We start from the raw sequence: 12,184 nt of genomic DNA, 5'->3' as shown, positions 1-12,184 counted from the left end.
CGCACATTGAACAGCGCAGTGTCTGAGAGTTTGGCTACTGATTAAATCTGGTCTTCTATAAATTTAACAATATCGCCTACGGTTTTGATGTTTTCAACTTCTTCATCCGGGATTTCGGTATCGAACTCTTCCTCAAGGCTCATTACGAGATCTACTACATCAAGAGAATCTGCACCGAGATCGTCGATGATGTTAGCCTCCATTGTGACTGCATCTTCCTCAACGTCCAGCTGATCAACAATGATGTCTCTTACTTTCTCGAATACCATAGAAAGTTCCTCCTCTAAAAATTATATAAATTTAAATATAAGGTGATGTTTTTCACCAGTGCCAACGTTTTATTCTGCATACTCGCCAATCTTTCTGAACTTATCATAGCGGTTTTGCAACAGCAGGTCAATAGGGTAATCGTTATATTTTTTGATAGATTGTTTTAGGTAGTTTGCAATGTTTTCGGCAGTGCGAACAGGGTCGTTTTGGGCACCGCCTTCCGCCTCTTTTATAATGTGTTCGGCAACCCCAAGCTCAACTAAATCATGTGCAGTAATTCGCATCATATTCGCGGCTTCTTTCTCTCTTGCGGCATTCTTCCACAAAATACTTGCAAAACCGCGCGGCGAAATTACCGAATAAACCGCATTTTGCAGCATGGCAAGCTCATCGCAAACGCCAAGTGCCAGTGCCCCGCCGCTGCCGCCTTCACCCAGTACCACCGAAATGATAGGGGTTTTCAGGTGCATCATTTCAAACAGGTTTCTTGCAATTGCCTCGCCCTGCCCGCGTTCTTCTGCCGCTATGCCGCAGAATGCACCCGGTGTATCGATAAAACAAATAACGGGGCGATGGAATTTTTCAGCCTGTCTCATCAGGCGCAGTGCCTTGCGGTAACCTTCGGGATGGGGCATTGCAAAGTTGCACTTTTGGTTTTCGGCAAGGTTTCTGCCTTTCACCTGTGCAATTACCGTAACAGGCGTACCGTCCAGCGTACCGATACCGCCGTATATCGCAGCATCATCGCCATAAAGACGGTCACCGTGCATCTCAAAAAAATCATCAAAAATAAGCGGGATATAGTCTGCAATCGTTGGACGTTCCTTATGACGGACAAGCTCTAACCTTTCCCACGCCGTTTTAGACATTGTTTGCAGCCCCCTTTGTGTGAAGCCTCAGCAAATGCGACAAGACACTGCGCAGTTGGCTGCGTGTAACAATGCTGTCGACAAAGCCGTGGTCGAGCAAAAATTCAGCGGACTGAAAATCATCGGGCAGGCGCTGTTTAATGGTACCCTCGATCACTCTGCGCCCCGCAAAGCCGATGAGCACCTTTGGCTCTGCCAAAATAATGTCACCCAGCGAAGCAAAACTTGCGGTAACACCGCCCGTTGTAGGGTCGGTAAGTACGGTGATATAAAGCAGCCCCGCGTCGGAATGCCGTGCCACAGCGCCGGAGGTTTTCGCCATCTGCATCAGCGACACAATCCCCTCCTGCATTCTGGCACCGCCCGAAGCGGTAAACAGCACCACCGGCAAGCGTTTTTCGGTTGCGCGCTCAAACAGCCGTGTAATTTTTTCGCCCACCACAGAGCCCATGGATGCCATCATAAAGTTGGAATCCATCACACCGATTGCGCAGCGTTCGCCCTCAATACTGCATTCGCCCGTAACCACTGCGTCGCGCAGCCCGGTCAAGCTTTGCAGTGCTGCAATCTTTGCCTCATAATCCGGAAAATGGATGGGGTTTTTGCTTGTCATTTCCCTATCATATTCATAAAAGGTGCCGTTGTCAACCGTTATTTTCATTCTTTCTTCGGCAGTTATTCGGGAATGATAACCGCATGTCGAACAGACTTTGAGGTTTTTCTCAAACTCCTCCGCTATTTCGACATTGCCGCAGCGCGGGCACTTGAACAGCAAATCAGAACGTGTCGAAAATTTATTCATCATTCCTGACACACCTTGTGTACCATCGTTCATTCGTGTTTTTACCTTGCCGAAAATATCTTGTAACATCTCCGCTCACCCCTCCTTACGCCGCTTGCCGATACTGCTCGCAGCAAAATATACATCCATCTTATTCTACGTTAGCCAAACTCTCAGCAATGCTTCTCTTTACGCCGTGCCAAAAAGCCTATATCAAAGCTGCCTCGCTCCACATCAGGGTCACGCAGCAAATCCAATTGGTATTCAATGTTTGTGTCAACGCCCTCCACTAAAAACTCTGCCAACGCCCATTTCATTTTTGCAAGAGCCTGCTCGCGTGTAGGTGCGTAGGCAATGAGCTTTGCAATCATCGAATCGTAGTACGGAGGAATAGTATAACCTGCATACATTGCACTGTCAACCCTAATTCCCGGGCCGCCGGGCATATGTAATGCCTGTACCGTACCCGGAGACGGACGAAAGCCGAATGCAGGGTTTTCGGCATTGATGCGGCACTCGATGGCGTGCCCTTTCAGTACAATATCTTTCTGCTTTAAATCCAGCGGTTCGCCCGCCGCAATTTTAATTTGCTGCTGAACAATATCAATACCGGTTACAAACTCAGTAACAGGATGCTCAACCTGTACGCGGGTATTCATCTCCATAAAATAAAAATCGCCTCGTGCGTCGAGTAAAAACTCAATAGTACCCGCGTTATAGTACCCCACAGCACGTGCTGCATTTACCGCAGCCTCACCCATACGGGCACGCAGTTCGTCGTTCATCAGCGGCGACGGGCAGGGGGACTCTTCAATCATTTTTTGGTTGCGGCGCTGCAAAGAACAGTCGCGCTCGCCCAAATGAACAAGGTTGCCATGCTCATCACCAAGTATTTGAATTTCAACATGGCGGGGGTCTACAATAAATTTTTCGATGTAAATGGTATCGTCTGAAAAAAAGCGCAGCGCCTCCTGCTGTGCCGCAATCACGGCATTCTCCAGTTCCTCTTCGCTGTCCACCTTGCGGATGCCGCGCCCGCCGCCTCCCGCGCTCGCTTTTACCATAACAGGGTAGCCCACTTCGTGTGCGATGCGTTTTGCCTCGGCAACAGAGGTTACCGCACCGTCTGAGCCGGGAACAACCGGAACATTTGCATTTTTCATAGTGATTTTGGCGTTTGCCTTATCACCCATACGGTCGATGGATTCGGGTGCAGGGCCGATGAACTTGACCCCGCAGCGCTCGCAAAGCCTTGCAAACGAGCTGTTCTCAGACAAAAAGCCAAAACCGGGGTGTACCGCTTCTGCACCTGTAACTTCGCACGCTGCCAAAATTGCCTGCATGTTAAGGTAGCTGTCTTTACTCGGTGCAGGGCCGATGCAGATGGTTTCATCCGCAATTTGAGCATGCAGTGCCATTTTATCTGCCTCACTGCATACCGCCACAGTACGGATGCCAAGCTCTCGGCATGCTCTGATAATGCGCACCGCAATTTCGCCGCGGTTCGCAATTAATATCTTTTTAAACATAACTGTATGCCCTTTCAGCAAAATCTAGTATTCGGTACGCGGGTTTATAATAAATTTCTTTATCAAACTATTTGCCCGCATTCTCCGCCGGAGCACCCAGTGCAAAGGTAAATTCTGCCGAAACCGCCTTCTCGCCGTTTACACTGGCAACTCCCTTGCCTACCCCAACTGAATTGCGCATCTTAATCATTTCAACCTCTAGGGTAATGGTTTCGCCCGGTAAGATTTTACGCCTGAACTTTGCCTTGTCAATGCCCGCAAAGTAAGCCACCCTGCCTTTGTTTTGGGGCATAGAGAGCACACATACCGCGCCTGCCTGCGCCAGCATTTCTACCGTTAGCACACCGGGCTGAACCGGCTCTTGCGGGAAGTGCCCCTGAAACCAAAATTCATCGGGTTTCAGCGTTTTTTTGCCTACCACACGCACGCCCGGCTCTAACTCGGTAATTTCATCGATGAGCAAAAACGGGTCGCGGTGGGGGATAATCTCTTTAATTTGTTCTTGATTTAATAAAGCCATCCTTTTTCTCCTATTCCAAGACAAGGATCGGCTGGCCGAATTCGACCGCCTGCCCGTTGCCTACCAATATTTCTTTTACCACACCGTTGTACTCGCTTGTTACCTCGTTCATCAGCTTCATCGATTCGATAATGAACAGCACATCCCCTTTTTTTACGGTTTTGCCTACCGTAATAAATGCGTCTTTGTCCGGCGCAGGGGATGAATAGTAGGTTCCCACAATGGGAGATTTTACAACGATGCCGTTTTCTTCTGCTTTTGTCAGCTCGGGTGCGGGATTGATTACCGTTGCCTGAATATTGGTAGAAGCAGGCGCTGCTTGCGGCAGCTCTGCAGAGGGTACGGCATAAATATGTTCTGCTTTGCCGTCGATTTTAACGGTAAAATCACTGCCGGTAACCTCAACACTCACACCCAACTGTGCTGCTTTTTCCATCAGTTCAATGATTTCTTTTGTTGTATACGCCATAATAACCTCTCATTCCGCTTATTCCGCAATATACTTTTTAAAACAAAGGGATGCATTGTGCCCGCCGAAACCCAGCGAGTTGGAAAGCGCATAATGTACCTCAGATGCCCTTGCACCCTCGGTGATATAATCGAGGTCGCATTCCTCATCGGGTACTTTATAACCGATGGTTGGGGGCAGAATGCCTTCTTTCAGTGCCAAAGCAGATGCAATTGCCTCAACGCCACCCGCTGCACCCAACAGGTGCCCTGTCATGCTTTTGGTGGAGCTGACTGCTACTTTGTTTGCCGCCTCACCCATCAGCAGTTTGATTGCCTTGGTTTCGCAGGAATCATTGGGGCCGGTGGAGGTGCCGTGTGCATTGATGTAACCTACCTTGTCGGGTGCAATTCCCGCCTCATCCACGGCAAGTTTCATCGCAATCATAGGGCCTTGTGCAGCCGGGTCGGGGCTGGTGATATGGTACGCATCTGCGGTTGCACCGTAGCCCACAATTTCAGCGTATATTTTTGCACCGCGTTTTACCGCGTGCTCGTATTCTTCCAGTACCAAAATACCTGCGCCCTCGCCCATAACAAAGCCGTTGCGCTCTTTGTCAAACGGAATAGAGGCACGGTCGGGGTCGGTTGCGGTGCAAAGAGCACCCATATTTTCAAAACCGCCCATACCAAATTCGCAAATTGCTGCCTCGGCACCGCCTGTAATTGCTGCATCAAGATACCCGTGCTTGATGTTGCGGTATGCCTCACCAATGGCGTGCGCACCCGATGCACAGGCTGTTACAGCACAAAAGTTTACTCCTTTAAAGCCATATTCCATCGCAACCGTACCTGCCGCCATATTAGAAATCATCATCGGGATAAAAAATACCGAAATGCGGTTTGCGCCCTTTTGGAGGTACTTTGTGTGCTCTTCATCGATGCTGTTCAGCCCGCCGATGCCGCTGCCGATAATGACACCTACACGAAACGGGTCGAGGTCTTCAAACGTTGTACCCGCATCTTTTACAGCCATTTTGGATGCCGCAACCGCAAACTGGCAGTAACGGTCCATACGGCGGGCACTTTTTTTGTCGATACCAAACTCGGTGGGGTCAAAATTTTTAATCTCTGCCGCCAGTTTGGTGGTAAGGGTTGTACTTTTATATCCTGTTATCTCGGATATGCCATGTTTGCCCGCCTTTAGCGAGCCCCAGAACTCTTCAACTGAGTTGCCGACAGGGGAAAGCACCCCCGCTCCTGTAATAACCACTCTTTTCATCTATTCTAACCTCCGTAACTTTCAATCGGTTTGCGGGTTATCTATTCTTACCTTACGTCATCTGTTTTGCATGCTGTTAATACTGCCTGCCAATCGATGGGTTACATTCTGATGCAGCCGTCGATCACAAGCACCTGCCCGGTAATGTAGCCTGCTTCTTCACTTGCAAAAAATGCAATTGCCGCGGCAACATCTTCCGGCTTGCCAAACCGCCCCAAGGCAATCTGCTCAAGCATCATTTCTTTGGTTTTCTCGGGCAATACATCGGTCATGGCAGTTTGTATAAAACCGGGTGCAACTGCGTTAACGGTAATCCCTCTGCCGCCCAGCTCTTTTGCCGCAGTTTTGGTCATACCAACAACACCTGCTTTGGATGCAGAGTAGTTGAACTGCCCTGCATTGCCGTAAACGCCCGCCACCGAGCTGACGTTGATGATTCTGCCGCCGCGCTGTTTAATCATCACGCCGCTTGCGTGGCGGCACATATTAAACACCCCTTTGAGGTTGACGTTGATTACCGCATCAAAATTTTCTTCGCTCATGCGGGGCAGCAGCCCGTCTTTTGTAATTCCCGCGTTGTTTACAAGTACGTCCAAACTGCCAAAACGCTTGACAACGGCTTTTACCATCTCGGCGCACTGTTCAAAATTTGTAACGTCGGCAATAAAGTTTTCGCTTTCAACGCCTAATTCTCTGCATTCTTTCGCGGTTTGTTCGCCTGATTCGTTAAGCGAATTTACCGCAATGTTGTAGCCCTGCGAGGCAAGCTTTAAAGCAACTGCCTTGCCAATACCGGTTGCAGAACCGGTTATCAATGCTGTTCTAGCCATTACAGACACCCCTTGTTATAGTATTCAATCACTCGTTTATGCTGGGGATTTTCACATCGATTTCAATCTCATCGCTGTAACAGATGTTCGGGAAGTGAAAACCGAACATCTGATAAAAATCTTCCCAGTAGCCGTCAATATCGGCATGTAATTTAACATTTTCGTCGCAGATACTCTGCCACAATACGGTTACTTCATCCTGCACATCCTGGCGCATCTCCCAATCATCAATGCGGATAAGCCCCTGTTCGTCTACCGCAAGCTGTGGTGCATAAAGCCTTTCATGCAGCAGGCGATACATCTGCTCAATACATCCTTCATGGGTGCCCTTTGCTTTCATCACCTTATACAAGATGGAAATGTACAGCGGAACCACCGGAATTGCAGAACTGGATTGTGTTACCAATGCCTTGTTCACCGAAACATAAGCTTTTACGCCGGCAATCTGGCTGTTAATTCCATCGGCGGTTTTATAAAGGTGCTTTTTCGCCATACCAATAGAACCGTTAAGGTACATTGGGTGGGTAAGTGCGGGCCCGATATACGAATAGGCAACCGTCATTGCGCCGTCCTCAATCACATCTGCCGCTTTGAGCGCTGTTATCCAGTCTTTCCAGTCCTCACCGCCCATTACTTTTACCGTTGCTGCAATTTCTTCTTCCGTGGCACTTGGGATGGTGATTTCAGAAATCATGTTGGTGCGCAGATCGATGGTTTTGTTGGTGTACGGCGCACCTGTGGTTTTAAGCACCGAAGAGTAAACCGTGCCGTCTGTATCGGTTCTGCGCGGGGATGCAAGGCTGTACACAATCAGGTCCACTTTGCCGAGGTCTTTCTTTATCAGTGCAATGGTCTTGTCTTTTATCTCTTGCGAAAAAGCATCGCCGTTGATAGTTTTTGCATAAATACCATCCTGCTGTGCAAACTCTTCGAACGCTGCAGTGTTGTACCAGCCTGCACTTGCGGTTCGATTTCCGTTTGCCTCTTTATCAAAAATAATGCCGATGGTAGCTGCCCCGCAGCCAAATGCCGCACTGATGCGGGACGCAAGACCATATCCGGTAGATGCACCGATGACCAGCACTTTTTTTGCACCATCCACTTTGGGCTGTGACTTTACATAATCTATCTGCCTTTTCACATTTTCTCTGCAACCCGCTGCATGAGCGGTGGTGCAGATGAAACCTCTTACCTTTGGTTCTACAATCATTCGTCCGTATCCTCTCTACTGCATATTTGATGGATTGTTGTTTGGTATCGTGCCCCAAGGCTTCGTGATTTACAACCTTGCCTTTTCCGCTAACCTGTCTCCGGCTCACAAGCGGGCGTTGCCCGCTACCATTTAAACACTGCCGCCGCATAGGTAACGCCCGCGCCAAAACCCACCACTGCAACGGTTTGACCGCGTTTGAGCAAACCGTTTTTGCTGATTTCATCCAAGCACATGGGGATGCATGCGCTGGAGGTGTTGCCGTACTTTTCGAGGTTTACATACATCTTTTCCATGGGTACGCCTAGTGTTTTTGCAGCAGTCTCCACAATGCGGATGTTCGCCTGATGCGGAATGATAAGGTCGATGTCCTGCACCTGAATGCCTGCCTTTTGGCACGCCGCTTCAATCGCCTTGGGCATTGCCTTTATCGCAAATTTGTATACTTCACGTCCGTCCATATATAAATAATCTGTTTCGGCGTGGATGATCTCTTCGTATTCGGGAACCAACTCAGGTTTCATAAACGGGTTGTTCATCTTTAACGGGTTTTTGCAGTACAAAAGCTGTGCTTTGGTACCGTCTGCCCCAAGGTCGGAACTAAACATCGAATCTGCCGCTTCTACCACACAGGCACCTGCCGCATCACCAAACAGCACGCAAGAGGCACGGTCGGTGTAATCGGTGATTTTCGATAGCGTTTCGCTCGAAACAATCAGCACACGGCGGATGTCTTCAAAATTAAGGTAACGCCGCGCCATATCCAGTGCATACACAAAGCCCGAACAAGCCGCATTCACATCCATGCAAATGGCGTTTTGGGCACCAATGTTTGCCTGTATAATACAAGCGGCAGAGGGCGTCATATAATCTGCTGTAACCGACGTCATCAAAATAAGGTCGATTTCCTTCGGGTCAATTCCGCCGCTGGCAAGTGCATCTTTCGCCGCCAACGCACCCATCAGCCATGTTGGTTCGCCGCTGGTAAGGTGGCGGTTTTTCATACCCGTTCTTTGGCTGATCCACTCGTCGGAGGTCTCTACAATCTCCGAGAAGTCATTGTTACTTACAATATTTCGGGGCAGATACTTGCCGGTAGCAACAATCTTAATTCCCTTCAATTCGCTTCCCCCTTGATAAATTCTTTTAAAAGTGATATTCTATTACCAAATAATTTGTAACAGTTGTTTCACTTTATCTATTTTAGATAATAACTTTTAATCGCCTGGCTGTCAATAAATTTTTTGTGAAAAATGTGCAACAATCCTTAATGGAAGCAATTTACCAATTGTTTAAACCCGATGAAAGGACAAACAATATGAACAATATAGCATTTTTATTCAGTGGTACCGGCTCGCAATCTGTCGGAATGGGCAAAGAGATGTACGCACAATACCCTGAGTTCCGCCGCATTTACGAATGCGCAAGCGACATGTTCGGTTTTGATGTACCCAAAATGTCGTTCGAAGGCACGATGGAAGAAATCAGCGGTACGGCAATATCTCACCGCCTTATCTATGCCATGTCGATGGGTGTATACGAAGTTGTAAAAACCAGGTTGCCGCAACCCGCGGCATTTGCGGGGCATTCTTTGGGCGAGATGGCGGCACTTACCGCTTGCGGTGTGTTCAGCCTTGAACAAGGCTTTACCGCACTGAAATGGCGTTCGCAGTATATGGAGGAGACAGGGCGCAGCTTAAACGGTGCAATGTACGCTATCTTGGGGTGCGATGCTGCCGCAGTAGAAGCCGCATGCGCCAAAACAGGCGGCTTTGTGCTTGCCGTCAACTACAATTCGCCCGCTCAAACCGTTATTTCGGGTGATGCAAGTGCCGCTGCAGCCGCTGCAGAGCTTTTACAGGCGCAGGGCGCAAAGGCAATTCAGCTTGGCGTAAAAGTACCGTTCCACACCGAAAAGCTCAAAGATGCCGCCGACCGCATGCGCGAAAGCTTGCTTACGCTAGACTATAACCATACCCCTTCGGCAAGATTTTTCTGCAATGTAACCGGCAGCGAAAGTACCGATTTTTCGAACCTGCCCGATTATTTGGCAAAACAAATGGTTTCGCCCGTACGCTTTGTGGATGAACTAAACGCGATGCAGGCGGCGGGAATAAGCACCTATCTGGAGCTTGGACCAAGCAAAGTATTGACAGGCTTGGTGAAAAAGACAATAAAAGGGTGTACCGCAGCAAATATTGACAGCCCCAAAGCACTGGAAAAAGCTTTTGAACTGTTGTAATATTATTATGGAGGGTTCTTAATTGCCAGTAGTACCAGTGCTTACAGATTGGAGCAGATATCATGACAAAAAAATTCGGCATTCTCGGTTACCCTCTGGGGCATACCATGTCGCCGCCCATCCATAAAAGATTGTTTGAATTGAGCGGACACGACGGTGACTACGATATTTACGAAATCCCACCCGAAGAGCTGGAGACTAAAATGCCTATGCTCAAAGCCCTTGCGGGGTTTAATGTTACCATCCCCCATAAGGTAGAGCTTTTGGCGTACATGGATGAACTGGATGAAACCGCAAAACGTTACAAGGCACTGAATGTGGTAAGCTGCGGCAGTAAATACATTGGCTACAACACCGATTGCTATGGTTTTCGCAAATCGATTGAGCAAATGGGGGCATCCCTTTCAGGCAGTGTGTGTGTACTTGGTGCAGGGGGTGTGGGCAGAATGTTCGCCATTGAGTCGGCACTCTGCGGCGCACAGGTTACCATTGCAGTGCGCGAAAGCGGAATAGAACTTGCCCGGCGCGTACAGTCCGATATCCGGGCGCAAAACCCCAACGCACAGGTGCGTATTGCAGATATTGCCAAACTGCATTTGCAAAGCGAGAGCTATCATCTGCTGATCAATGCCACTCCTGCAGGCATGTACCCTAAAGTAGACACGATGGCGGTTGATGCCGCCCTGCTTCCCCAATGCGAATATGTGTTCGACTCTGTCTACAACCCTACCGTTACCAAACTGATGCACGAAGCCAAAAAGGCAGGGTGCAAAGTTGCGGGCGGCATGGCAATGCTGGTATGGCAGGCGGTAAAGGCTCATCAAATTTGGGATAACGCAGATTATGACGCAAATGATATTCATGCGCTTATCAACGAGATGGCTCAAACGGTTGATAAAAAATTCAGTGCACAGTAAGTGCCTTTGGCTGGAGGATTAACCATGCAGCGAAAAAACATTATCCTCTGCGGCTTTATGGGCTGCGGTAAAACAACGGTGGGCAAAGAGCTTGCATCGCGTATCTTCTACGATTTTGTAGATATGGACGAGCGAATTGAGTTTGTAACCGGTATGTCTATCCCTGAGATATTTGCAGAACGAGGGGAAGAAGGCTTTCGAGAATTGGAGACAAAAGTGCTTGCCGAGCTGTGCAGGGGAGAAGGGCAGGTACTTGCAACCGGCGGCGGTGCATTGATGCGCGAGCGCAATGTGCAGCTTGCACAGCAAAGCGGCACAATTGTGTTTGTGAACAGCGAATTTCACCTTTGTTACGACCGCATTAAAAACAGCGACCGCCCGATTGTGCAAAGGTGCACCCGTGATGAACTGGAAGAATTGTACAATCAACGTTTGCCTGTATATCGAAACATCTGCAATATTGAGGTTTTTAACCAGCACACCCCTAAAGATGCCGCAAAGGCAATTATCCACTCGCTGCTTTAGTTTTCAACAAAGAGCACTGCACTATGTTGAAAACTTTGCAATGCAGCGTAATTTTAATTCAATTTTTAGTAAAGAAAAGGTATTCCATATGTCAAAACAAAAAAATCGCGAAGAACAAATTAGAATCGAGCAATATAATAAGGTATGCAACGAAATGCTGCTGCAAGGTTATACTAAACACAACAAAACCATTTCGGTGCTAAAAGCAAATGTTATGGCTTTAGTTACGGCAGGCCCTGTTGCATTTGTTTGCTTCTTTTTATATATGCTAAAATGGAAGGTAACCAGTTTTACATTTACCATATGGGCACCTTTGGTTTTTTTGACAATTTCATTAATCTGCATATTTGTGCATGAACTGCTGCACGGCTTAACATGGGCGCTTTTTTGCAAAGATGGTTGGAAAAGCATCCACTTAGGCTTTATGTGGCGCTCACTCACCCCTTATTGCACCTGCAAAGAACCGCTGAATTTTAAAAGCTATTTGCTGGGCGGGCTGATGCCGTTTTTCATCTTGGGCATTGTATGGTTCGGCGTTGCGTATGTTCGAGGCAATCTCCTGTTACTTACGCTCAGTTTGTTTAACATCCTTGCCGCCGGCGGTGACACAACCATTGCGCTGATGCTGCTGAAATACCGCAAGGCTTGTATTATCGATCATCCTACCGAATGCGGTTTTGTTGCATTTACAAAATAATGAATAATTTTGCTAGGTTAAAAAAGCAGAGAGCTATTCGCTTTCTGCTTTTTGTTATAGAACCA

The 12,184-nt window shown here is 48.2% G+C and carries 14 protein-coding genes; 4 read left to right on the top strand and 10 right to left on the bottom strand.

The genetic code is table 11. From position 1 onward, the window contains the following. Positions 1-41: 41 nt before the first annotated feature. The 10 genes from EDD70_RS10970 to EDD70_RS10925 all read right to left on the bottom strand — a co-directional run bounded on the left by EDD70_RS10970 (position 42) and on the right by EDD70_RS10925 (position 8,859). On the bottom strand, positions 42-269 hold the full coding sequence (locus EDD70_RS10970; protein WP_092755201.1) for an acyl carrier protein: 228 nt from the start codon (positions 267-269) through the stop codon (positions 42-44). A 69-nt stretch (positions 270-338) separates the two neighbouring features. Then, a complete protein-coding gene (locus EDD70_RS10965; protein WP_205408614.1) occupies positions 339-1,139 on the bottom strand; it encodes an acetyl-CoA carboxylase carboxyltransferase subunit alpha in 801 nt (266 codons plus the stop codon). Next, complete coding sequence (gene accD, locus EDD70_RS10960; RefSeq protein WP_242943166.1) at positions 1,132-1,944, bottom strand: acetyl-CoA carboxylase, carboxyltransferase subunit beta; 813 nt, start codon at positions 1,942-1,944, stop codon at positions 1,132-1,134. The genes EDD70_RS10965 and accD overlap by 8 nt, the downstream gene beginning before the upstream one ends. 149 nt (positions 1,945-2,093) lie before the next feature. After that, positions 2,094-3,449 (bottom strand): acetyl-CoA carboxylase biotin carboxylase subunit, encoded by a 1,356-nt coding sequence (gene accC, locus EDD70_RS10955; RefSeq protein WP_092755192.1) that lies wholly within the window; start codon positions 3,447-3,449, stop codon positions 2,094-2,096. A gap of 67 nt (positions 3,450-3,516) precedes the next feature. Continuing rightward, complete coding sequence (gene fabZ / locus EDD70_RS10950; protein WP_092755189.1) at positions 3,517-3,969, bottom strand: 3-hydroxyacyl-ACP dehydratase FabZ; 453 nt, start codon at positions 3,967-3,969, stop codon at positions 3,517-3,519. Positions 3,970-3,979: 10 nt separating this feature from the next. After that, complete coding sequence (gene accB, locus EDD70_RS10945) at positions 3,980-4,438, bottom strand: acetyl-CoA carboxylase biotin carboxyl carrier protein (RefSeq protein WP_092755186.1); 459 nt, start codon at positions 4,436-4,438, stop codon at positions 3,980-3,982. 18 nt (positions 4,439-4,456) lie between these two features. Next, a complete protein-coding gene (gene fabF, locus EDD70_RS10940) occupies positions 4,457-5,698 on the bottom strand; it encodes a beta-ketoacyl-ACP synthase II (RefSeq protein WP_092755183.1) in 1,242 nt (413 codons plus the stop codon). 101 nt (positions 5,699-5,799) lie between these two features. Further along, entirely contained in the window at positions 5,800-6,528 is a 729-nt protein-coding gene (gene fabG, locus EDD70_RS10935) for a 3-oxoacyl-[acyl-carrier-protein] reductase (protein ID WP_092755180.1), read from the bottom strand. A gap of 28 nt (positions 6,529-6,556) precedes the next feature. Continuing rightward, positions 6,557-7,738, bottom strand: a complete 1,182-nt coding sequence (gene fabV / locus EDD70_RS10930) for an enoyl-ACP reductase FabV (RefSeq protein ID WP_092755177.1) — start codon at positions 7,736-7,738, stop codon at positions 6,557-6,559. Positions 7,739-7,863: 125 nt separating this feature from the next. Next, positions 7,864-8,859 carry a beta-ketoacyl-ACP synthase III gene (locus EDD70_RS10925; RefSeq protein WP_092755174.1) on the bottom strand — a complete coding sequence of 332 codons (996 nt, stop codon included), beginning with the start codon at positions 8,857-8,859 and terminating at the stop codon, positions 7,864-7,866. Between the two features lie 197 nt (positions 8,860-9,056). On the opposite strand from EDD70_RS10925, the gene EDD70_RS10920 reads away from it, so the two are divergent. The 4 genes from EDD70_RS10920 (at position 9,057) to EDD70_RS10905 (ending at position 12,119) form a co-directional block, all read left to right on the top strand. Beyond that, the gene (locus EDD70_RS10920) at positions 9,057-9,980 is read left to right on the top strand and encodes an ACP S-malonyltransferase (RefSeq protein WP_162840903.1); all 924 of its coding nucleotides are present in this window, start codon (positions 9,057-9,059) and stop codon (positions 9,978-9,980) included. 62 nt (positions 9,981-10,042) lie between these two features. Beyond that, a complete protein-coding gene (locus EDD70_RS10915; RefSeq protein WP_092755168.1) occupies positions 10,043-10,897 on the top strand; it encodes a shikimate dehydrogenase family protein in 855 nt (284 codons plus the stop codon). A 24-nt stretch (positions 10,898-10,921) separates the two neighbouring features. Then, complete coding sequence (locus tag EDD70_RS10910; protein WP_092755165.1) at positions 10,922-11,422, top strand: shikimate kinase; 501 nt, start codon at positions 10,922-10,924, stop codon at positions 11,420-11,422. A gap of 88 nt (positions 11,423-11,510) precedes the next feature. Continuing rightward, positions 11,511-12,119: a DUF3267 domain-containing protein gene (locus tag EDD70_RS10905; RefSeq protein ID WP_092755162.1), complete on the top strand. Its 609-nt coding sequence runs from the start codon at positions 11,511-11,513 to the stop codon at positions 12,117-12,119. The last annotated feature ends 65 nt before the right edge of the window (positions 12,120-12,184 follow it).

Source organism: Hydrogenoanaerobacterium saccharovorans, from assembly GCF_003814745.1.
GTDB lineage: Bacteria > Bacillota > Clostridia > Oscillospirales > Ruminococcaceae > Hydrogenoanaerobacterium > Hydrogenoanaerobacterium saccharovorans.
The sequence above is the reverse complement of the archived record's forward strand: the minus strand, read 5'-3'. Positions and strand labels throughout refer to the sequence as shown.

What these genes read in the sequence shown, in the direction of transcription:
- accB (WP_092755186.1), bottom strand. Translation starts at nt 4,438, where the DNA reads ATGGCGTATACAACAAAAGAAATCATTGAACTGATGGAAAAAGCAGCA.
- accD (WP_242943166.1), bottom strand. Translation starts at nt 1,944, where the DNA reads ATGATGAATAAATTTTCGACACGTTCTGATTTGCTGTTCAAGTGCCCG.
- accC (WP_092755192.1), bottom strand. Translation starts at nt 3,449, where the DNA reads ATGTTTAAAAAGATATTAATTGCGAACCGCGGCGAAATTGCGGTGCGC.
- fabV (WP_092755177.1), bottom strand. Translation starts at nt 7,738, where the DNA reads ATGATTGTAGAACCAAAGGTAAGAGGTTTCATCTGCACCACCGCTCAT.
- fabF (WP_092755183.1), bottom strand. Translation starts at nt 5,698, where the DNA reads ATGAAAAGAGTGGTTATTACAGGAGCGGGGGTGCTTTCCCCTGTCGGC.
- fabZ (WP_092755189.1), bottom strand. Translation starts at nt 3,969, where the DNA reads ATGGCTTTATTAAATCAAGAACAAATTAAAGAGATTATCCCCCACCGC.
- EDD70_RS10970 (WP_092755201.1), bottom strand. Translation starts at nt 269, where the DNA reads ATGGTATTCGAGAAAGTAAGAGACATCATTGTTGATCAGCTGGACGTT.
- EDD70_RS10905 (WP_092755162.1), top strand. Translation starts at nt 11,511, where the DNA reads ATGTCAAAACAAAAAAATCGCGAAGAACAAATTAGAATCGAGCAATAT.
- EDD70_RS10910 (WP_092755165.1), top strand. Translation starts at nt 10,922, where the DNA reads ATGCAGCGAAAAAACATTATCCTCTGCGGCTTTATGGGCTGCGGTAAA.
- EDD70_RS10915 (WP_092755168.1), top strand. Translation starts at nt 10,043, where the DNA reads ATGACAAAAAAATTCGGCATTCTCGGTTACCCTCTGGGGCATACCATG.
- fabG (WP_092755180.1), bottom strand. Translation starts at nt 6,528, where the DNA reads ATGGCTAGAACAGCATTGATAACCGGTTCTGCAACCGGTATTGGCAAG.
- EDD70_RS10920 (WP_162840903.1), top strand. Translation starts at nt 9,057, where the DNA reads ATGAACAATATAGCATTTTTATTCAGTGGTACCGGCTCGCAATCTGTC.
- EDD70_RS10965 (WP_205408614.1), bottom strand. Translation starts at nt 1,139, where the DNA reads ATGTCTAAAACGGCGTGGGAAAGGTTAGAGCTTGTCCGTCATAAGGAA.